This window comes from Streptomyces kaniharaensis (assembly GCF_009569385.1).
Taxonomy (GTDB): Bacteria; Actinomycetota; Actinomycetes; order Streptomycetales; family Streptomycetaceae; genus Kitasatospora; species Kitasatospora kaniharaensis.
In genome coordinates this window covers 2,734,664-2,752,948 of record NZ_WBOF01000001.1, presented here as the reverse complement: position 1 = coordinate 2,752,948, position 18,285 = coordinate 2,734,664, and the positions used below count along the sequence as shown (strand labels likewise).

21 protein-coding genes and 2 pseudogenes are annotated in these 18,285 nt (G+C 72.1%); 12 read left to right on the top strand and 11 right to left on the bottom strand.

Going from position 1 to position 18,285, the window contains the following annotated elements; translation table 11 throughout:
- The first annotated feature begins 125 nt into the window (after positions 1-125).
- A complete protein-coding gene (locus tag F7Q99_RS12610) occupies positions 126-425 on the top strand; it encodes a hypothetical protein (protein ID WP_153461308.1) in 300 nt (99 codons plus the stop codon).
- A gap of 34 nt (positions 426-459) precedes the next feature.
- Here the strand turns inward: F7Q99_RS12610 and F7Q99_RS12605 are convergent, their stop codons facing one another.
- Positions 460-1,323: an HAD family hydrolase gene (locus tag F7Q99_RS12605; RefSeq protein WP_230210201.1), complete on the bottom strand. Its 864-nt coding sequence runs from the start codon at positions 1,321-1,323 to the stop codon at positions 460-462.
- Between the two features lie 221 nt (positions 1,324-1,544).
- On the opposite strand from F7Q99_RS12605, the gene F7Q99_RS12600 reads away from it, so the two are divergent.
- Complete coding sequence (locus F7Q99_RS12600; protein ID WP_153461306.1) at positions 1,545-1,781, top strand: hypothetical protein; 237 nt, start codon at positions 1,545-1,547, stop codon at positions 1,779-1,781.
- Between the two features lie 11 nt (positions 1,782-1,792).
- Here F7Q99_RS12600 and F7Q99_RS12595 read toward each other — a convergent pair whose 3' ends face one another.
- Entirely contained in the window at positions 1,793-2,680 is an 888-nt protein-coding gene (locus F7Q99_RS12595) for an LLM class flavin-dependent oxidoreductase (RefSeq protein WP_153461305.1), read from the bottom strand.
- 134 nt (positions 2,681-2,814) lie between these two features.
- Between F7Q99_RS12595 and F7Q99_RS12590 the strand changes: the two genes are divergently transcribed.
- Positions 2,815-3,063: a hypothetical protein gene (locus F7Q99_RS12590; protein WP_153461304.1), complete on the top strand. Its 249-nt coding sequence runs from the start codon at positions 2,815-2,817 to the stop codon at positions 3,061-3,063.
- Complete coding sequence (locus F7Q99_RS12585) at positions 3,060-3,461, top strand: DNA-binding protein (protein ID WP_326846587.1); 402 nt, start codon at positions 3,060-3,062, stop codon at positions 3,459-3,461. Before F7Q99_RS12590 ends, F7Q99_RS12585 begins: the two co-directional genes overlap by 4 nt.
- 49 nt (positions 3,462-3,510) lie before the next feature.
- Here F7Q99_RS12585 and F7Q99_RS12580 read toward each other — a convergent pair.
- Positions 3,511-3,700: pseudogene (locus F7Q99_RS12580) on the bottom strand (LLM class flavin-dependent oxidoreductase); the annotation flags it as partial.
- A 134-nt stretch (positions 3,701-3,834) separates the two neighbouring features.
- Here F7Q99_RS12580 and F7Q99_RS12575 point away from each other — a divergent pair.
- Both F7Q99_RS12575 and F7Q99_RS12570 read left to right on the top strand, forming a co-directional pair.
- The gene (locus tag F7Q99_RS12575; RefSeq protein WP_153461303.1) at positions 3,835-4,149 is read left to right on the top strand and encodes a hypothetical protein; all 315 of its coding nucleotides are present in this window, start codon (positions 3,835-3,837) and stop codon (positions 4,147-4,149) included.
- 68 nt (positions 4,150-4,217) lie between these two features.
- On the top strand, positions 4,218-5,426 hold the full coding sequence (locus F7Q99_RS12570) for a hypothetical protein (RefSeq protein WP_230210200.1): 1,209 nt from the start codon (positions 4,218-4,220) through the stop codon (positions 5,424-5,426).
- A gap of 20 nt (positions 5,427-5,446) precedes the next feature.
- Here the strand turns inward: F7Q99_RS12570 and F7Q99_RS12565 are convergent, their stop codons facing one another.
- Together F7Q99_RS12565 and F7Q99_RS12560 are read right to left on the bottom strand one after the other, a co-directional pair.
- The gene (locus tag F7Q99_RS12565) at positions 5,447-5,701 is read right to left on the bottom strand and encodes a hypothetical protein (RefSeq protein ID WP_230210199.1); all 255 of its coding nucleotides are present in this window, start codon (positions 5,699-5,701) and stop codon (positions 5,447-5,449) included.
- 159 nt (positions 5,702-5,860) lie between these two features.
- A pseudogene (locus tag F7Q99_RS12560) lies at positions 5,861-6,097 on the bottom strand (LLM class flavin-dependent oxidoreductase); the annotation flags it as partial.
- A gap of 26 nt (positions 6,098-6,123) precedes the next feature.
- Between F7Q99_RS12560 and F7Q99_RS42535 the strand changes: the two are divergent.
- From F7Q99_RS42535 to F7Q99_RS12535, 6 genes are all read left to right on the top strand, one after another.
- Positions 6,124-6,258, top strand: a complete 135-nt coding sequence (locus tag F7Q99_RS42535; RefSeq protein ID WP_268267541.1) for a hypothetical protein — start codon at positions 6,124-6,126, stop codon at positions 6,256-6,258.
- 99 nt (positions 6,259-6,357) lie between these two features.
- On the top strand, positions 6,358-6,966 hold the full coding sequence (locus F7Q99_RS12555) for a hypothetical protein (protein ID WP_153461301.1): 609 nt from the start codon (positions 6,358-6,360) through the stop codon (positions 6,964-6,966).
- 387 nt (positions 6,967-7,353) lie between these two features.
- Positions 7,354-8,145, top strand: coding sequence for a hypothetical protein (locus tag F7Q99_RS12550; RefSeq protein WP_153461300.1), 792 nt, complete (start codon positions 7,354-7,356; stop codon positions 8,143-8,145).
- Positions 8,146-8,200: 55 nt separating this feature from the next.
- Positions 8,201-9,091 (top strand): hypothetical protein, encoded by an 891-nt coding sequence (locus tag F7Q99_RS12545; RefSeq protein WP_153461299.1) that lies wholly within the window; start codon positions 8,201-8,203, stop codon positions 9,089-9,091.
- The gene (locus tag F7Q99_RS12540) at positions 9,088-10,014 is read left to right on the top strand and encodes a hypothetical protein (protein ID WP_153461298.1); all 927 of its coding nucleotides are present in this window, start codon (positions 9,088-9,090) and stop codon (positions 10,012-10,014) included. Before F7Q99_RS12545 ends, F7Q99_RS12540 begins: the two co-directional genes overlap by 4 nt.
- On the top strand, positions 10,011-11,078 hold the full coding sequence (locus F7Q99_RS12535; RefSeq protein WP_153461297.1) for a hypothetical protein: 1,068 nt from the start codon (positions 10,011-10,013) through the stop codon (positions 11,076-11,078). Before F7Q99_RS12540 ends, F7Q99_RS12535 begins: the two co-directional genes overlap by 4 nt.
- 66 nt (positions 11,079-11,144) lie before the next feature.
- On the opposite strand, the gene F7Q99_RS12530 is transcribed toward F7Q99_RS12535, so the two are convergent.
- The 6 genes from F7Q99_RS12530 to efeB all read right to left on the bottom strand — a co-directional run bounded on the left by F7Q99_RS12530 (position 11,145) and on the right by efeB (position 18,283).
- Positions 11,145-12,383, bottom strand: a complete 1,239-nt coding sequence (locus F7Q99_RS12530; RefSeq protein ID WP_153461296.1) for a CynX/NimT family MFS transporter — start codon at positions 12,381-12,383, stop codon at positions 11,145-11,147.
- Between the two features lie 64 nt (positions 12,384-12,447).
- Positions 12,448-13,179, bottom strand: a complete 732-nt coding sequence (locus F7Q99_RS12525; protein ID WP_153461295.1) for a FadR/GntR family transcriptional regulator — start codon at positions 13,177-13,179, stop codon at positions 12,448-12,450.
- Positions 13,180-13,317: 138 nt separating this feature from the next.
- Complete coding sequence (locus tag F7Q99_RS12520; RefSeq protein WP_153461294.1) at positions 13,318-14,163, bottom strand: HAD family hydrolase; 846 nt, start codon at positions 14,161-14,163, stop codon at positions 13,318-13,320.
- A gap of 48 nt (positions 14,164-14,211) precedes the next feature.
- Entirely contained in the window at positions 14,212-15,486 is a 1,275-nt protein-coding gene (serS, locus tag F7Q99_RS12515; protein WP_326846586.1) for a serine--tRNA ligase, read from the bottom strand.
- A gap of 508 nt (positions 15,487-15,994) precedes the next feature.
- Positions 15,995-16,930, bottom strand: a complete 936-nt coding sequence (pheA, locus tag F7Q99_RS12510) for a prephenate dehydratase (protein WP_153461293.1) — start codon at positions 16,928-16,930, stop codon at positions 15,995-15,997.
- A 93-nt stretch (positions 16,931-17,023) separates the two neighbouring features.
- A complete protein-coding gene (gene efeB, locus F7Q99_RS12505) occupies positions 17,024-18,283 on the bottom strand; it encodes an iron uptake transporter deferrochelatase/peroxidase subunit (RefSeq protein ID WP_326846585.1) in 1,260 nt (419 codons plus the stop codon).
- Positions 18,284-18,285: the final 2 nt, after the last annotated feature.

Genomic DNA, 18,285 nt, shown 5'->3' with positions numbered 1-18,285 from the left:
ACGGGAGAACAGTGGACGCGTCGGGCCGCGGTCACGCCGCAACAGGAGCAGTCCGCGGGGGATTTCGCACCGAGCGGGGCCCGGACGGGCGCTACCGCTGGCAACTCAAGGCGCCCAACGGGCGCGTGGTCGCCGTCACCCCGGCCGCCTTCGAGACCGCCGGCGAGGCCGAACGGGGCTTCGACGGCCTGCGCGCCGGCGCCGCCGGACTCACCGCGCGCATCACCCACGTCCGTGACGGCATCGGCTGGATCTGGGTCGTCCCCGGCTCCCGCGGCCTCCCCGAAGTGCGCTCCAGCCGCGCCTACGAGCGGTACGCCACCTGCCAGAACGCCTTCCGCCGCTTCGTCGTGCTGCTCGCCAAGCAGCCCGCACGCGAACTGCCCGAGCGCGCCGTGCCGTTGAGACGCCCCGATGGCCGCTGACGGTCGGCCGTCCGCACGACCGGCGCACCCCGGACTACGTCAACGAGCCCTTCGTCCGGGAGAGTCCGAGGAGTTCCTCGAGGACCGCCGCGACGCCGTCCTGCTCGTTGCTCACGGTGTGCAGCGGCACCGCCGCGAGCACCTGCGGGTGCGCGTTGGCGACGGCGTACGCGGTGCCGGCCCAGGCCAGCATCTCCAGGTCGTTCGGCATGTCGCCGAAGGCCACCACCTCGGCGCGGTCGATCCCGTGCTCCGCGCACCAGCGGGCCAGCGTGCTGGCCTTGGTGACGCCGGCCGCGCTGATCTCCAGCAGCGGGATCGGCGCGGAGCGGGTGATCTCGGCCAGGTGCCCGGCGGCCTCCCGGGCCTCGTCCAGCAGCTTGTCCGGGTCCAGGTCCGGGTGCTTGGCGAGCAGCTTGAACAGGCCGCGCACCGGGCCGCCCGCTCCGAGCAGCTCCTCCGCCGGGCCGACCGGGTGGTCCACCTCCTCGCCCCACATCGGCACCTCGTACCCGGGCTCGCGGGCGAAGCCGGCCGGGTACTCGAAGGCGAACGCGGTGCCGGGCAGCTTGGCCCGCAGGACCTCGACCACGGCCAGCGCGGTCTCCTCCGGCAGCGGGAAGGACTCCAGCAGCTCACCGCGCCGCACGTCCACGACCGCGCTGCCGTTCGAGCAGATCGCCACCCCGTGCCCGCCGATGTGCGAGCTGACCTGCTGCATCCAGCGCGGCGGGCGCCCCGTGACGAACACCACCCGCATCCCGGCCGCCTCGGCCGCCGCGAGGGCCGCGGCGGTGCGTTCGGTGACGGTACCGCCGGTGCAGAGCAGGGTGCCGTCCAGGTCGGTGGCGATCAGGCGGGGGGTGCGGGGTTCGGTCACCGGTCCATCTTCGCGCATCGGCCTCGACCGGTCGCCGCCGCGGTCGGGTTCCCCCGGCCCTCCCCCCGCCGGTCCCGTCGCGGCCCGGTCGCCGCCGTCTCGGGGCCTCATTCAGGTGTCCTTCGGGCCTCTTTCGGCCCCCGAACAGCCGTTTCCGGCCGATCAGCTCCCGGCCGGGGTGTCCCGCTTCTGTCCGGCGGGCAGGAGTGTCCTCGGTGATCCCGTCGGCAGGAAGAGCCATGCGCACGCGCCAGCTTCGAGACGAGCCTCTCCCGACCGCCCCTCCCGCCGCCCGCGCCTTCGCGCGCGAGCCCGTCCTGCTCGGCGACGTGCTGTTCCACACCCTCGCCGAGATCGCCCGCCGCGCCCCGGGCGCGCCCGCCGGGCCTGCCGGGACCGCCGGATCCACCGGGTCCGCCAGGGCCGCCGGGCCGGAGCCGAGGCTCCCGGCCCAGCGCACCCGTCCGCATCCTTAGCCGGGGCCCGCTCAGCCCAGCTGGGCGAGGCCCTCGGTGGCGATCCGCTCGAAGACGGCGAGGTCGTTCGCGAAGATCGAGTCCGGCACCGGCCAGTGGACCACCAGCTCGGTGATGCCCAGCTCCCGGTACGTCCCCGCCCAGTCGACGAACGCGTCCAGGGACTCCAGCGGCTTCTCCGCCGTCGAGCCCTGGAGCAGGACCTTCTCCAGCGTCGCCACGTCCCGGCCGGTGGCCTCGCAGGCCGCCGTCAGCTTCCCGATCTGCTGCGCGATGACCGCGGGCGCCTGCTCCACGGGCACGTCCGCCGGACCCTTCGGGTCCCCGTACGTCACCCAGCCCTGGCCGTACTCGGCGGCCAGCCGCAGCCCGCGCGGCCCGGTGGCGGCCACGTAGAACGGCACGCGCGGCGTCTGCACGCAGCCGGGGATGTTCCGCGCCTCCACGGCCGAGTAGTACGTGCCGGTCTCGGTGGTCGCGTCCTGGCGCAGCAGCTTGTCGAGCAGCGGCAGGAACTCGCCGAACCGGTCGGCCCGCTCCTTCGGCGACCACGCCTCCTGCCCCATGGCCGTCGCGTCGAAGCCCAGCCCGCCGGCCCCTATCCCGAGCGTCAGCCGCCCGCCGGAGACGTCGTCCAGCGTGATCAGTTCCTTCGCCAGCGTCACCGGGTGCCGGAAGTTCGGCGAGGTCACCAGGGTCCCCAGCCGCATCCGCTCGGTCGCGCACGCCGCCGCCGTCAGCGTCGGCACCGACCCGAACCACGGCTCGTCCCGGAACGACCGCCAGGACAGGTGGTCGTAGGTGTACGCGGCATGGAACCCGAGTTCTTCGGCCTGCCGCCAGATCTTCTGCCCCTCGACCCAGCGGTGGATGGGGAGGATCACAGTACTCAGTCGCATACCGCCGACCCTACGCGTGCCCACCGGCGGGCGACGGCTTCGCAACCCACGGTGGCACCCCCTCTCGGCGCGAACAGCCACCCCTGACTCCCAGAAGGCCTCCGTGCGGGCGCATATCGCAGTATGCTTTCTATATGTCAGCAACCACGCGCATCACCGTCACCCTCCCGACGGAGCAGGTGGCAGAACTGAAGAAGCTCACCGACAACGTTTCCGGCTACGTCGCGGAGGCGGTCGCGCGCCAGATCCGGCACCAGTTGCTCGCGGACGACCTTCGTCGATACCAGGACGAGCAGGGGCAGTTCACCGATGAGGAGTTGGCTGAGGCACGGGCCAGGATCTCCGCTTCCGGCGAGGCTGCGGGTTCGGCGAGCGCCGCGTGACCGAGCGTTTCGAAACGGTCGTGCTGGATTCCCAGGGGCTGTCCGCATGGATCACCCAGGACCGGGGTGTACTCGCGATGCTCCAGGTGTTCCATGCCATGGGGGCCGACTTCGTCGTCGGCGCGAACACCATCGTGGAAGTCACGCATGCGCGCGTGAACGAAGCCCGGCTGAGCTGGACGCTCTCCCGGGTCAAGGTTGAGGCGGTCACAGATCAGGCTGCTCGGGCCTCGGCCAAGCTGCTCAAACAGGCCGGCCTGCACGGGCACAAGTACGCGATCGACGCGACCGTCGCCGAGATGGCGCTGCGTCAGCCGGGACCAGTGGCCATGCTCACCTCGGACATCGATGACATGACGAAGCTCTGCGGCGACCGTGTCCGGCTCATCTCGGTGTGAGGCTTGGCGCCGCAGCCCTTGACTTCTCTACCGGTCTCCCCGCAGGTCGGACTGCGATGGGTGAACGAGGCTTGCCCGAGGTCACCAGCGTCCCCAGCCGCAGCCGCTCGGTCGCGCACGCCGCCGCCGTCAGCGTCGGCACCGACCCGAACCACGGCTCGTCCCGGAACGACCGCCAGGACAGGTGGTCATACGTGTACGCGGCGTGGAAGCCCGAGCTCCTCGGCCCGCCGCCAGATCTTCTGCCCCTCGGCCTACCGGTGGATGGGCAGGATAACGGTACTCAAGCGCATGCAGTGACGATACGCGCGCGGATCGGCGGGACTTCGGACCGCCCGCAAGTCGGCACGAGCAGGTCCGCTAGCGTGGCGCCATGGGCAAGTTGAGCAGGCGCGAACTGGCCGCGCTGGTCGAGGAAGCGACGGTCGACACCTACGACGAGCACGAGGAGCTGTCGGCTCTGTTCACCGCCGTCGAGGAGAACCTGGCGGTGCCGTTCAGCACCTCGGTGCTGGGCGCCGAGGTGACCGTGCGAGGCATCGACCTCTCACTGGACGGAAGGATCGTCGCCCTGTGCACCCGCGGTGAGTTCCGGCAGACGATCGGATTGCTGGACCTTCAGCTGCCGGAACCGGCTCCGGACGGAGCGGAGTGGGTCGAGGCGTACCGCTACTACTGGACGCAGTGAGCGCCGGAACCTTCAAGATCGAGAGGGCCTGCATGGCTGTCGTGGTACGGAACGAGGATGAGGCATCGTTGCGAGACCTGATCGAGCGAAGCTCCGAACTGAAGGGTGAACTCGTCGCCTTCGCCCAGAGCGCGCGCTTCGACCGGTGGTTGACGCCCCTCCTCCTGGAGGCCGCCGGGCCCCAGCGGCAGTTGGAGGAAGGCGATGCGATCCGGATCATCGACAACTTCATCCTGCGGTACCGCTTGCCGGACGGTTCGACCGTGGTGGACCGGTTCGTCGCCGGACGACGGGGCTTGACCGAGGCGGATCGGGAGATGCTTCTCGGCTGGCGTGACCCCGTCGAGGGCATCTTCGAGATCCGGCGCAAGGATGGGGACGCCGTCGTCCTGCTGAACCTGATCGACGACCTGGAGTACCGCACGTACTCGAACGTCGGGCGGGTGGCCTTCCGCGGAGTGTCCAAGGGGGGATTCCTGCACACCTGCCTGGTGCCCGTCCACTCGGTCGACGGGGCGTGGCTGATCTCCGGAATGATGTCGTCCTACCCGAAGTCCAGCGCCACCGAGATCGCCCAGGCGGCGCTCCAACTGGCCACCGAACACCCCTCATTGGTCTTCCGCAGCCCGGAGAAGATCGAGCAGGGATGGCGCTCGATGCGGGAGGACCGAACCGCGTTCATCGAGTTCTGCGGCAGCGACGAACTGGTCCTTCCCCCTGCCGAAACCGAGGAGCGGCTCAACGCCTACTACCGGCACCGGCAGGAAGCCGCCGTCGCCGAGCATCCCGACCGGGCCCGGGGCAGGCGGCTCCCCGGCCTTGCCTTCCCGGCCTTCGAACTGCCGCGAGGACTCGCGGAATCGGAAACGGTCGGTGCCATTTATGACGAAGTCGACGGGCTCAACTTCTACCCGGACTACGGGATGCTGCGGGACCTCTTCGCCGATCCGGCCCTCCCTGGCCGCAGGCAGCACCAGGACCTGCTGCGCGTGTACCTGCGCGAGGAGTCGATTGCACCGCTGCCGCTCCGCCGCCTGGCCGCCGCCCACCCGGAGACCGTCGACGAGGTGTTCCGGAAGCTGCTGCGGAAGCCCGGATTCACCTGGGACGAGCACGGCGAGGAGCTGCTGCGCCGGCGCAAGCCCTGGTACTACGAGCAGGAGCCCCGCCCGGGCGTTTCCGTGATCGGTGAGCGCCTCAGCGAACTCGCTGCTGGCGGCCGTCGGCAGAGGTTCACCAGGACACGGCGTGTGCCGGGTCGACCCGGCCACCCGTGACCGAGGCTGGTTTTCGGTGATCAGTAGCGAACCATGTGCGGCATGGCCTTCTCCGCCAGCTCGATGATCGCCTGTGCTTTCGGCAGATCTCCCCTGACCTCCTCGGGGGTGACCGGCGGAGCTTCGGCAGATCGGTATTCGCTCTCGTTCCGGCGGACACGCATGCGGCTGAACGGTCGCAGGATGCCTCCGAGTGGCGGGTCCAGCTGCGCCTTCACCGTCTCGTAGACCGCGACATGGCCGCCCCTGCTCGTGGCGCGAAGTCCCTGGTTCACCAGGACCGCCGCAAGTGCCTGCGCGCAGCGTCGTAGGCAAGGCTGTACGCACCGACCGGGGCGGCCCGTACGTCACCAGCAACAGGTCGCACAGCGGCCTGTACAGAACGGTGTCGGTCCTGGCTGTGATGACTACGACTATTTCGCTGGTCAGGCAGCGATGGGTGAACGAGGTTTGACCGAGGTCACGAGGGTGCCCAACCGGATACTCTCCGTAGCTGCCGCTGCGGTGGTCAGCGTGGGGACGGCTCCGAACCACGGCGCGTCCCGAAAAGACCGCCAGGAGAGGTGGTCGTAGGTGTACGCGGCATGGAACCCGAGGTCCTCGGCCCGCCGCCAGATCTTCTGTCCTTCGGCCCACCGGTGGGTGGGGAGGATCACCGTACTCAGTCGCATGGCCTCGACCCTACGTGTGCGCTCCGGTGGGTGAGATTCTGAGCAACACCGCCGACCCGACCGCCACCATCCACGTTCCGGTCACCGCCGTTTGCGCCCGCGTCCTCGCCGCCCTGTCCGGCAACGTCCCCTGCTCGCCGGACGGATCTCGGGGGTGCTGACGCGCAAGGAGCGGGCGCGCTCGGGCGGACAGTGGGAGGCGCTAGCCTGACGGCCGACACCTTCTATCTGATCATGCGTCACACGGGGGTTATTTCGTCATGTTCGACTCCAGGAGACTGCTCGCCACCGCTCTGGTCGCCACCGCCGCGTTGGGGCTCGCGGCGTGCGGTCCGGACAACTCGTCGGACCAGGCCAAGGGCGGCGACTCCAGCCCGGCCGCCACCACCGCGCCCACGGCCACCGCGCCCGCTACGGGAAAGGCCACCGGGGCTGCCTCGCCGGCCGGGACCGGAAAGCCCGCGGCCACCGCCAAGCCGTCCGGCGGCGCCGACGACGGGCCGGAGGGCTTCTGCACCCACGCACCGCTGCCTGCCGGGCAGAAGTGGATCGTCCCGGTGAAGGGCTCGACCGCGACCGCCCTGGTCTACAAGGACACCAAGGACGTGTGCGGCGTGAACGACGTCGGCTTCCTGCCGGTCGGCCCGGACAAGACCGCGCAGTTCGACCCCGCCGTCAAGGGGCACCTGAGCTCGGTGCTGGCCCCGCCGAAGGACGTCGCGGTGGCCGACCTCGTGAAGCACATCAACGAGTGCATCGCCACGCCGCACAACGAGAAGGGCTTCTTCCCCTGCTCGGACGGTGACTACAAGGTCGCGATCGACGCCTCCGGCAAGGTCACCGAGATGTGGGAGCGGGCGTCCTCCTGACGTGTCTCCTGACGTGTCCTCTGACGCGTCCCGGCTCGCGGAGACAGGCGGGCGAAGTGCCAGCAGGACGGGCGGATCGGCGGTCGGCGCCGGTCCGCCCATTGCGTTTGCATCACGGCGTGTCCGATTCATCGGGCATTGGGCGGGAGTGCGGCGATTAACTTTGTTGGCAGTGGTGTGGACGGACTCTCATACTTCCTGCTGAGACGCGTGACGGACGGTCCGGAGAGCCGCTGGGGGGCGGTTTGCGAGGGGGCCCGTGCGCGACATTCCACATTTCCCCGGGGGAGCCCCTTGTCCGCGCCCGAAAACGATTCCGCCGCCGAGCAGCCGGTTGCTGCTCAATCTCCCTTTCCTAGTGAGGAGTTGGCCGCAGAGCCGACACCGGTGTCGACGCCGGCACCCGCACCGGACGCTGCGGCCCCGCGCCGCCTGCCGCGTGCCGTCGGCGTCGCGCTGGCCACCGCCGGGCTGCTCGCCGTCACAGCGACCAGCGCCGCGGTGACCGTCGCCGTCGGCAAGCCGGACGCCCGCCCGGCCGCCGCCGCGCCCGCGCCGACCGCGACCACCGCGGCCTCGGTGAGCGCGAGCCCGAGCCCGACGCCCTCCGCCGTGCCGGTGCCGACGCCGACCGCCGTCCCCACCACGCCCAAGCCGGCCAGCACCGTCAAGGGAACGGTCAACGGCGGCAAGCACGACGGCGACCTGCGCTTCTTCCTGCTCCCGATCCCGGACGGCGGCGAGTCGTACGGGCCCGCGGACGGCCGGACGATGACCAGTGAGGACGTCGCCGCCATGTTCGGCAAGCAGGACGGAATCATGGACATCCTGGGCTCGTACGGGTACAAGGAGGGCGCCACCCGGATGTACCGCACGGCCGACGGCAAGGTCGAAGTGACCGTCACCCTGCTGCACTTCGGCTCGACGGCGATGGCGACCGAGTTCGTCAGGGGCTACACCGTCAAGTCGCAGGACCCGATCGACATCGACGGCGACCCGAACGCCCACGGTTACGTGCACAAGCCCAGGCAGCAGGCGTTCACCGGATCGATGACCGGCATCTCCAGCCAGGGCGACGTCCAGTACACGATCGACGTCGAGGTGAAGGGGACGCCGGACAAGGCGCTGCTGAGCGACCTGATGAAGCGCCAGCGCGAGTGGCTCTCCTCCGGCGGCTGAGCCCGCGCCGCCGCCCGCCCTCCGACGCCACCCTTTCCTCTTCTGGAGCCACTTCGTGACCACCGAACCCGTGGAGCCGTCGTCCGGCGACACGCCTCCGCCCGGCGCTGCGCCTGTACCGCCCGCCGTTCCGGCCGCACCGCCCGTGCCCGTCGTTCCTCCGCAGCCCGAGGCCGCATCCTCCGCCGCACCGTTCATCGTCGAGCCGGCCGAGGCCTACTCGTTCGACGAGCTGTCGGCCGGACCGGACCGCGCCCCGCGCGCCCCGCGCCGCCCCCGGCCGGTGCTGCTGGCGGTCAGCGGCCTGGTGCTCGGCGCCCTGGTCGGCGGTGGCATCGGCTACGCCATCCAGGCCCACCGCCCGCCGACGCCGCTGCCGCCGCTCCAGGTCGCGCGGCCGTCCTACCCGGCCGGGGCGGTCGACCCGACCGCCTTCGCCGCCGACCAGCCCAGGCCGCTGGCCATCGACGGTGACCTGCAGAAGCTGCTGGTCACCGCCCCGGACGGCAGCATCCCGTGGGGCGACTACCCGGACAAGCCGAGCTGGCTGTCGGTCGGCGAGATCGCCGAGCGCCGCGGCGACTCGACCCGGGAGTTCAAGGACCTGAACTCCCGCGGGTTCCGCCGCGCCGTCGAGGTGGACTGGAAGAAGGACGACGTCAAGTACCGCGTGACGCTAGTCCAGTTCACGCCTGACCGCGCCAGCGAGGCGAAGGTGCGCGCGTCCCTCTACCACCTGCAGCCGTTCGCCGACGGCGCCAACGGCGGCTACAAGATCGAGGACGAGCCCCGGCACTGGGCCGAGAGCACCGAGCAGTACTACTACGGTCACGCCCTGGCCCAGCGCGGCACGGTGGTCATGGAGGTCGAGGCCTTCGGCACCAAGCCGGTGAACCCCGATGTCGTCAAGGACATCGCCAAGCAGCAGTGGGAGCGGCTGGTATGAGCGACAACACCGTGACCGGGGCCCCGAACCCCGAGCCGACGCCGACCGTGGTCGAGCAGCCGGCCGTCCCGCCCACCCCGCCCGCCGCCGGGCCGGAACAGGCCACCGTCGAGCCTGCGCGGCCTGCTGCCGATCAGGAGCAGCCCCCGGCCGAGCCTGAGCAGCCCGCAGTGGCGCAGCCCCGCCCGGCGTCCCGCCGCCTGCTCCGTGCCGGTGCCGCGACGGTCGCGGCGGCGCTGGTGGGCGTGGCCATCGGCATCGGCATCATCAAGACCCAGTACGACGACCCCGCCCCGGCCACGGCCGCCGGGCCGTCCGCCGCGCCCGCCCCCACGGCGACCGCCACGCCGTTCGGCGCCAAGTCCAACGGCAACCACTTCGGTTCGCTGCGCGACCTGCTGCTGCCCGTCCCGGCCGGCTACGAGCTCGGCCCGGACGAGGGCGGCTACGGCAATGACGACGAGATCGGCGCCGACCAGCTGCACGCCGAACTGGACGCGGAACTCCAGCAGATCCCCAAGGACAAGCGCGACAAGCTCCGCGCCTACTGGGAGAGCCTGCACGTCAGGGCCACCGGCGTGCGGACGTACCGGGCCAGCGGGGACGACCTGGTGATCGGCCTGAAGCTGCGCCAGTTCAACCAGCAGGAAGTGCAGAAGCTCAACGAGTACACCGCGGTCTTCACCGGCGACACCGGCCTGTTCCGGATCGGCCCGGAGATCCCGAACCACCCCGAGGCGCACTGCTACCTGATGCCGGCGCCGCCGTCCGCGCCGATCGACTACCTGGAGTGCTCGGCCGCCGAGGGCGACCTCCTGGTGGTCATGAACGCCGAGGGCGTGGCACCGCTGCCCAAGGACAAGATCGTCGCCCTCTTCACCATGCAGCTCGACCGCCTCGCCCGCCCGGGAGCGTCCGTATGACCGACCACGCCACCCCGCAGGACAACGCGGGCACCCCCGCGGAGGCCCCCGCTCCCGCTCCCGCTGAGGCGCCCGCCACGCCGGCTGCTCCGCCGCTGCCGCCCACGGTGGACCTGCTGCCGCCCCCGCCCGTGATCCCCGAGACGCCCGAGGAGCGCGAGGCCCGCCTCGCCCGGCGGACCCGCCGGCGCAAGGCGGCCGTGCGCTGGGCCACCGCCACCCTGGTGTTCGCGCTCACGGGCACCGGCGCCGCGCTGGCCGTCACCGCCCCGGAGCGCACCGACATCCCCGGCCTGGCCACCAAGAGCGACGGCCGCTACACCTTCCCGGCGCTGGCACTGCCGCCGCTGCCGTCCGGCAAGAGCGCGCCGGACGGGAAGGGCGCGACGGCCGCGAAGGACAAGAACCGCCACTACGCGGACCTGCGCTACCTGCTGCTGCCCACGCCCAGGGAGGCCGGCGGCTCGCTGGCGCCGGTGGTCTTCCCGATCCCGACCGCGACGCCCTCCGGCACCGCCTCGGCGAGCCCGTCGGCAACCCCGTCGGCGTCCGCCAGCCCGTCCGGGACCCCCTCCGCGAGCGCGTCGTCGTCCGCCTCCGCGAAGCCGACCGGCCCGGCTGCGGCCGAGTGGGTCACCTGCGACGCGGTCCTCGCCGAGCAGCAGAACCCGGCCAAGCTGCGCGAACTGCTGCTGCAGAACGCCTGCCGCGCCGCCACCGTCCGGGAGTGGACGGCCTCCGACGGCACCCGCACCCAGATCCGGCTGCTCCGCTTCGGCTCCTCCGCCGAGGCCTGGGACGTGTTCTCCGGTCTGCGCTCGGACAGCCAGCCGAAGGACGTTCCCGGGGCGAAGATCGCCTCGCACGACGGCTGGGACACCGCGGGCGTCGACCTGACGGTCAAGGAGACGTCGACGCAGGGTGACAAGGGCGATCCGACGGCCCGCCTGGCCTACATCGGCGCGTCCGACGTCCTCGCCGTCGTCACGATGACCAACCCCAAGGGCGTGCCGCTCGCGCCGTTCCGTCAGGTGGTCACGCTGCAGTCCGACCTGCTCGGCTGACGATACGTCGGTAGACGGACAGGGCCGGCCACGTCACGGTGGCCGGCCCTGCTCCGTACTGCCGTCCTACAGCGTCCGGTTGCGGCCCGCGCCCCAGCCGGCCGCGCCGACGACGGCGACCAGCACCAGCATCAGCGCCAGCGTCGCGTTCCAGCCGCCGGTCAGCTGGTGCAGCGCACCCGCGCCGACCGGGCCGGCCGCCGCGACCAGATAGCCGATCGCCTGCGACATGCCACCCAGCTGGGCGGCACCGGCCGCGCTGCCGGTCCGCAGCACGATGAACGCGAGGCCGAGGCCCAGCGAACCGCCCTGCGCGACCCCGAGGACGGCCGCCGCCGCCCAGGCCCCCGACACCGGCGCCACCAGCAGCAGGGCGATGCCGAGGCCGTTCAGCCCGGCCATGGCCACCGCCAGGCCGCGCTGGCGGGTCATCCGGCCGGCCAGCAGCGGCACCAGGAACGCGCCGGCCACCTGCACCAGGTTGGAGAAGGCGAAGACCAGGCCGGCCTCGCCGCGGTCCATCCCGTGGTCGGCGAGGATGGTCGGCATCCACGCCACCAGGATGTAGACGAGCAGCGACGAGATGCCCATGAAGAGGCTGATCTGCCAGGCCAGCGGCGACCGCCAGATCCCCTCGACCGGCCTGCTCGCGGCCGGAGCCGCCGCCACCGACGCCCGCTCCTGCCGGGAGCGCAGCACCTGCGGCAGCCAGGCCACCGCCGCGACCAGCGCGAGCAGCGACCAGGCGCCCAGCGAGGCCTCCCAGCCACCGCCCAGCGCGTGCTCCAACGGCACCGACAGGCCGGCCGCGAGGGTCGCGCCGACCAGCATCGTGGTCGAGTAGAGGCCGGTCATCATCGGCGCCCGGTCCGGGAACTCCCGCTTCACCAGGCCCGGCATCGAGACGTTCAGCACGGCGATCGCCACGCCGATCACCATGCAGCCCGCGTACAGCGCCACGACCGAGGGCAGCACCCGCAGCAGCACGCCCGCACCCAGCACCAGCACCGCGCCCAGCACCACCCGCTCGGTGCCGAACCGTCTGGCCAGCCGCGGGGTGAGCGGCGCACCGACGCCCTGGAACAGCACCGGCACGGTGGTGATCAGGCCGCTCGCGGTCGCCGACAGCCCGAAGGCGCGCTGAATCTCGCCGACCATCGGCGACACCGCCGCCAGGCAGGCGCGCATGTTCAGGGCGACCAGCAGGATGCCGGTCAGCAGCAGGGCCGGGTGGGCCAGCCGGGAGCGGACGGGAAGCGGAGCGGAGGAGGTGACAACCGGCTGCTGGGCACGGGTGACGGCCATGGGTGAGCTTGTTCTTTCGTGAATCTCGAAGGACGTGGGAGGGCGGAGGGAGGCTCGCGCCGTCCTACTTCCGGGCCGCGATGGTCGCGAGGAGCTGCTCGACGGCCGCGGTCGGCTCGGCGAGCAGTGCCCGACACGCCGTCTCGGCGCGCTCCGGGTCGCCGCTCTCGATCGCGTCGACCAGCGCCGCGTGGGTGGCCACGACCACCTCGGGCATCTCGTGGTCGCCGAAGGCCGACCGCATCGACTCGCGCACCGAGGCGCCGAAGTAGCGGTACACCTCGGCCAGCGCCGGGTTGTGCGCGGCCTCGACGACCGCGGTGTGGAACTCCAGGTCGTGCTCGACGGTGGCCTCGCGGCCGGCCCGCTCCGGGTGCGAGGCGATCACCTCGGCCTCGCGGGCCAGCGCGGCCCGCATCCGGGCGATGTCGTCGGGGGTGTGTCGCAGGGCGGCCAGCCGCGCGGCCTCGGTCTCCAGCGCCGCGCGGACCTCCAGGACGTCCCGGATCCCCGAGCGCTGCACGCCGCGCAGGACGGCCGCGGGGTCGCTGGTGCTGCGGACGAAAGTGCCCTCACCCTGCCGGGAGACCAGCATTCCGGCGTGCACCAGCACCCGGATCGCCTCCCGCACGGTGTTCCGGCCGACCTGCAGCCGCTCGGCCAGCTCGTGCTCGGTGGGAATCCGCGACCCCACCGGCCACACCCCGCCCGCGAGCTGCTCGCGCAGCTGGTCGATGGCGGTGTCCACGAGGGAGCGCCGCCCGGCCGCCTGCAGGCTGCTGCCGTCGTTGCTCATGCCGGTCCTCCCTTCACCACTCGCCAGCACAACCGGTCATCGGTCATCCTACAACCTCTTGCCCGGTCATCCTACAACTGGCGATGGCGGAGCCGCCTTCGTCATGACGGCGCCAGGACGGTTCCTCGCGACGGCCTTTCAGCGGGCCGGGAAGAGGCGTTCCAGGACGAGGGCGACGCCGTCCTCGTCGTTGCTCGCGGTGATCTCGTCCGCGACGGCGAGCAGTTCCTCGTGGGCGTTGGCCATGGCGACGCCGTGGGCGGCCCAGCCGAACATCGGGACGTCGTTGGGCATGTCGCCGAAGGCGATGGTGTCGGTGGCGCGGACGCCGAGGCGGCGGGCGGCGACGGCCAGGCCGGTGGCCTTGGACAGGCCGAGCGGCAGCAGTTCGACCACACCGGCGCCGGCCATGACGACGCCGACCAGGTCCCCGGCGACGCGACGGGCGGCCTCGGCGAGGGAGTCGTCGGTCAGCCCGGCGTGCTGGATGTAGAGCTTGCTGATCGGTGCGGCGAGCAGCTCGTCGCGGTCGACCCGGACGACCGGCAGGTCGGAGCCGATCAGCAGCTCGTAGCCGGGCCCGGCGAGGACCTCGCCGTCCAGCCCGTCCTGGTTGGCGGCGACGGCCAGCGGGCCGGTCTCGGCCTCGATCTTGGCGATGGCGAGCGCGGCGAGCCGGCGGTCGAGGGTGAGCGAGGTGAGCAGCTTGTGCGCGCCGGCGTCGTAGACCTGGGCGCCCTGGCCGCAGACCGCTATCCCTGCGTAGCCGATCTCGTCGAAGACCGGCCGGGCCCAGGCGGCCGAGCGGCCGGTGACGATGATGTGCAGCGCACCGGCGCCGGTTGCCGTGGCCAGGGCGGCGCGGGTGCGCTCGGAGACGGTCTCCTCGCCGGTCAGCAGAGTGCCGTCGAGGTCGGTGGCGACCAGCCGGTACGGCAGGCCGCCACCGTTCGGGGAGACGGGGCTGGGGCTGGTGGTGCTCATGGGCCGTGCGTCTCCAGGGAGTTGCCGGTGGTGCGGGTGCGGCAGGTGCTACTTGACGGGGGTCAGGACGGACCGTCCGCCGAGGTACGGCCGCAGCGCCTCGGGCACGACCACCGAGCCGTCGGCCTGCTGGTGGTTCTCCAGGATCGCCACGATGGTGCGCGGCACGGCGACCAGCGTGCCGTTCAGGGTGGCGAGCGGGCGGGTCTTGCCCTCCTCGCGCATCCGGATGGCGAGCCGGCGGGACTGGTACTCGGTGGTGTTGGAGGTCGAGGTGACCTCGCGGTACTTGCCCTGGGTGGGGATCCAGGCCTCGATGTCGAACTTGCGGGCGGCCGAGGCGCCGAGGTCGCCGGAGGCGACGTCGATCACCCGGTAGGGCAGCTCCAGCGCGTTGAGGAAGTCCTTCTCCCACTGGAGCAGGCGGCGGTGCTCGTTCTCGGCGTCCTCGGGAGTGGTGTAGACGAACATCTCCACCTTCTCGAACTGGTGGACGCGGATGATGCCGCGGGTGTCCTTGCCGTAGGTGCCGGCCTCGCGGCGGAAGCAGGACGAGTAGCCGGCGTAGCGCAGCGGCAGCTTCTCGGCGTCGATGATCTCGTCCATGTGGTACGCCGCGAGCGGGACCTCGCTGGTGCCGACGAGGTAACGGTCCTCCTCCTTGAGGTGGTACACGTTCTCGGCGGCCTGGCCGAGGAAGCCGGTGCCGTCCATGGCGGCCGGCCGGACCAGGGTCGGGGTGATCATCGGGATGAAGCCGGCCGCGGTGGCCTGGGCGAAGGCCATGTTGACCAGGGCGAGCTCCAGCAGCGCGCCGACGCCGGTCAGGTAGTAGGAGCGGGCACCGGCGACCTTGGCACCGCGCTCGGTGTCGATCGCGCCCAGGATCTGGCCGAGCTCGACGTGGTCGCGGGGCTCGAAGCCCTCGGCGGCGAAGTCGCGCGGGGTGCCGATCTCCTCCAGGGTGACGAAGTCCTCCTCGCCGCCGACCGGGGCGGCCGGGTCGATGAGGTTCGCCAGCGAGCGGAGCAGGCGGTCGGCCTCCTCCTTGGCCGCGCTCTGCTCGGCGTCCGCGGCCTTGACCTCGGCGGCCAGCTCCTTGGTGCGCTGCAGCAGGGCGGTCTTCTCGTCGCCCTTGGCCTGGGCGACCTGCTTGCCGAGCAGGCGCTGCTCGTTGCGCAGCTCGTCGAAGCGACTGCCCGAGGCGCGGCGCCGCTCGTCGGCGGAGAGGAGGGCGTCGACCAGGTCGACGTCCTCGCCACGGACGCGCTGCGAGGCGCGCACTCGGTCAGGGTCTTCACGAAGCAGGCGAAGGTCAATCACGGGGCCAAGCCTACCGGGCGGGGGCTCTTCCACCGGTACGGGTTTTCTCCTGGGGATAACTCCGTGGCGCCTGTGGATAACTTCTCCGAGGGGTCGCCCGAGTCCGGGTTATCCACAGGCGCGGGGTCAGGACTGTGGATTGCCGGGGATCCAGAGCCTCCGGGAGTCCGAACCAGGGAATTGAGGTTTCAAACCTCATTTGACCTTCTCGGGCGAGGGAATTGAACCACTCGGACGGGTGATTTGCCGGCGCGAGGGTGACTCTGGTCCGATTGGTCATCTCTGCGACGCAAACCGATGATCCGACCGCTTGTGTGCAGTGGCTATACCGGTTTGTCGACTCGCCCCCAGGCCTGTGGATAACTTTCGGCTGTGGACAGCCGACGGTCCTGTGGACAGCCACATCCGGTGCCGGCACCCCTGTGGACGGCGGGTGCGGTCACCCGTCCCGCCCGGTGATCCCGGGTCGAAAACAGTCGGAAAAGGTCAGAAGGACAATAGGCGTCGCTCAGATGTCGCCGCGGCCGTCGAGGGCGCGGGAGAGCCAGTCCGCCGCCGCCGCGAAATCCTCGTCGGACGTCCCTGGCCGCCGGTGCGTCGGCGCCTGCTGATCGGCGCGCGGATAGGACCCGAGGAAACGCACCTGCGGGCAGATCCGCCTGAGCCCCATCAGGGCCTCGCCCACCCGGCGCTCGGACAGGTGGCCCTCGCAGTCGATCAGGAAGCAGTAGCTGCCCAGCCCCTCGCCCGTCGGCCGGGACTCGATCCGCATCAGGTTGATCCCGCGCACCGCGAACTCCTGGAGCAGCTCCAGCAGCGCACCCGGGTGGTCGTCCGGCAGCCAGACCACCATCGAGGTCTTGTCCGCGCCGGTCGGCGAGGAGACCCGCCCGGGCCGGCCGACCAGGATGAACCGGGTGGTCGCGTTCTGCGCGTCGGCGATGTCCTTGACCAGCGGGTCCAGCCCGTAGATCGGCGCGGCGAACTCGCCCGCGAACGCGCCGTCGTACCGCCCCTCGGAGACCAGCCGGGCGCCGTCCGCGTTGGACGCGGCCGACTCCCACCGCGCGTCCGGCAGGTTGGCCGCCAGCCAGCGGCGCACCTGCGGCTGGGCCACCGGGTGGCTGGTCACCGTCCTGATCTCGGACAGCTCCGTCCCCGGCCTCACCAGCAGCGCGAAGGAGATCGGCAGCAGCACCTCGCGGTAGATCATCAGCGGGGCGCCGGAGGCCAGTTCGTCGTTGGTCGCGGTGACCGCGCCCTCGACCGAGTTCTCGATCGGCACGAAGGCGCCCGAGGCCTCGCCGGCGCGCACCGCGTCCAGCACCAGCGGCACCGAGGCCAGCGGCACCAGCTCCCGGGTCGCCGCCTCCGGCAGGGTGCGCAGCGCCGCCTCGGTGAAGGTGCCCGCCGGGCCGAGGTAGGTGTAGCGGGTCGCCGACATGCCGTCTCCGTCTCGTCTGACCGAAGTAGTCACCATAACCACTCCGTTCCCCGCCCATGAAAGCGTTTCAGTGGGCGGGACCACGTGCTGCCGTCATCCCTCCAGCAGCTGCTGCCCGACGTAGCCGCCCTCCGGGACGCCCGGCGGCACCGCGTACACGCCGCTCGCCTCGTGCCGCAGGAAGCGGGAGAGGCCGTCGCCGCGGGACAGCTTGCGCTGCACCGGGGTGAAGCCCTTGCGCGGGTCTGCCTGGAAGGCGAGGAAGAGCAGCCCGGCGTCCGGCGAGCCGTCCGCCAACAGGCCGTCGTGGTACGAGAATCCGCGCCGCAGCATGGCCGCGCCGCCGTTGGCCGCCGGGGCGGCGACCCGGATGTGCGCGTCGGCGGGGATCACCAGGCCGCCGTCCGGGCCCTGCGCGGACAGGTCCACCGGCGCGTGCTCGCCGGCCCCGGCGGGCGCGCCGAGCGGTGCGCCGTCCGACTTGCGCCGCCCGATCACCCGCTCCTGCCGGTCCGGCGGCAGCGCCTCCCAGTGGTCCAGCAGCATCCGGATCCGCCGGAACACCAGGTACGAGCCGCCGGCCAGCCAGGCGGGCTGGTCGGCGCCGGCGAACACCGTGGCGGCGAAGCCGTCGTCGGCGGGCCTCGGATTGTTGCTGCCGTCGATCTGGCCCATCAGGTTGCGGCTGGTCATCGGGTGCGGGGTGGCGCCGGGCGTGCGGGCGAAGCCGGCGCACTGCCAGCGCAGCGCCGCCGTCCCGGCCGCCTGGCGCTGGAGCACCCGCAGGGCGTGCACGGCCACCAGGGCGTCGTCGGCGCCGATCTGGACGAACAGGTCGCCGTCGCCGCGGGCCGGATCGAGCGCGTCGCCCGGGAAGGACGGCAGCGGTTCGAGCCCGGGCGGGCGGCGGTCGGCCAGTGCGGTCCGGTCGAACAGGGTGGCGCCGAAACCGAAGGTGAGGGTCAGCGAGCACGGGCCGGCGTCCAGGGCGACCTGGTTCTCGAACTCCTCGGCGGGCTCCCCGGCGGTCAGCCGGGCCGCCGTCCGCGACCAGCGCCGGAGCAGCCCGCGCAGCCCGTCCCGCCCGGCGCCGTCGGCCAGGTCGAAGGCGGCCAGCTGGACCCGGGCCTGCTGCGGTTCGAGGATGCCGGCCTGGTGCTCGCCGTGGAACGGCACCCGGGCCGCGCCGAGCGCCCCGCCGGCCGCGGGGGCGGTGCCGGCGCCGGGGCCGCGGTCCAGGGCGACGGCCCCGGCGACCCCGGCGCCCGCGCCGGCCACCAGTCCGGCGCCGGCGGTGCCGAGCAGCGCCCGCCGGGTGACGCCGGTCCGTGCCGGCGCAGCGGTCTCGTCCACCG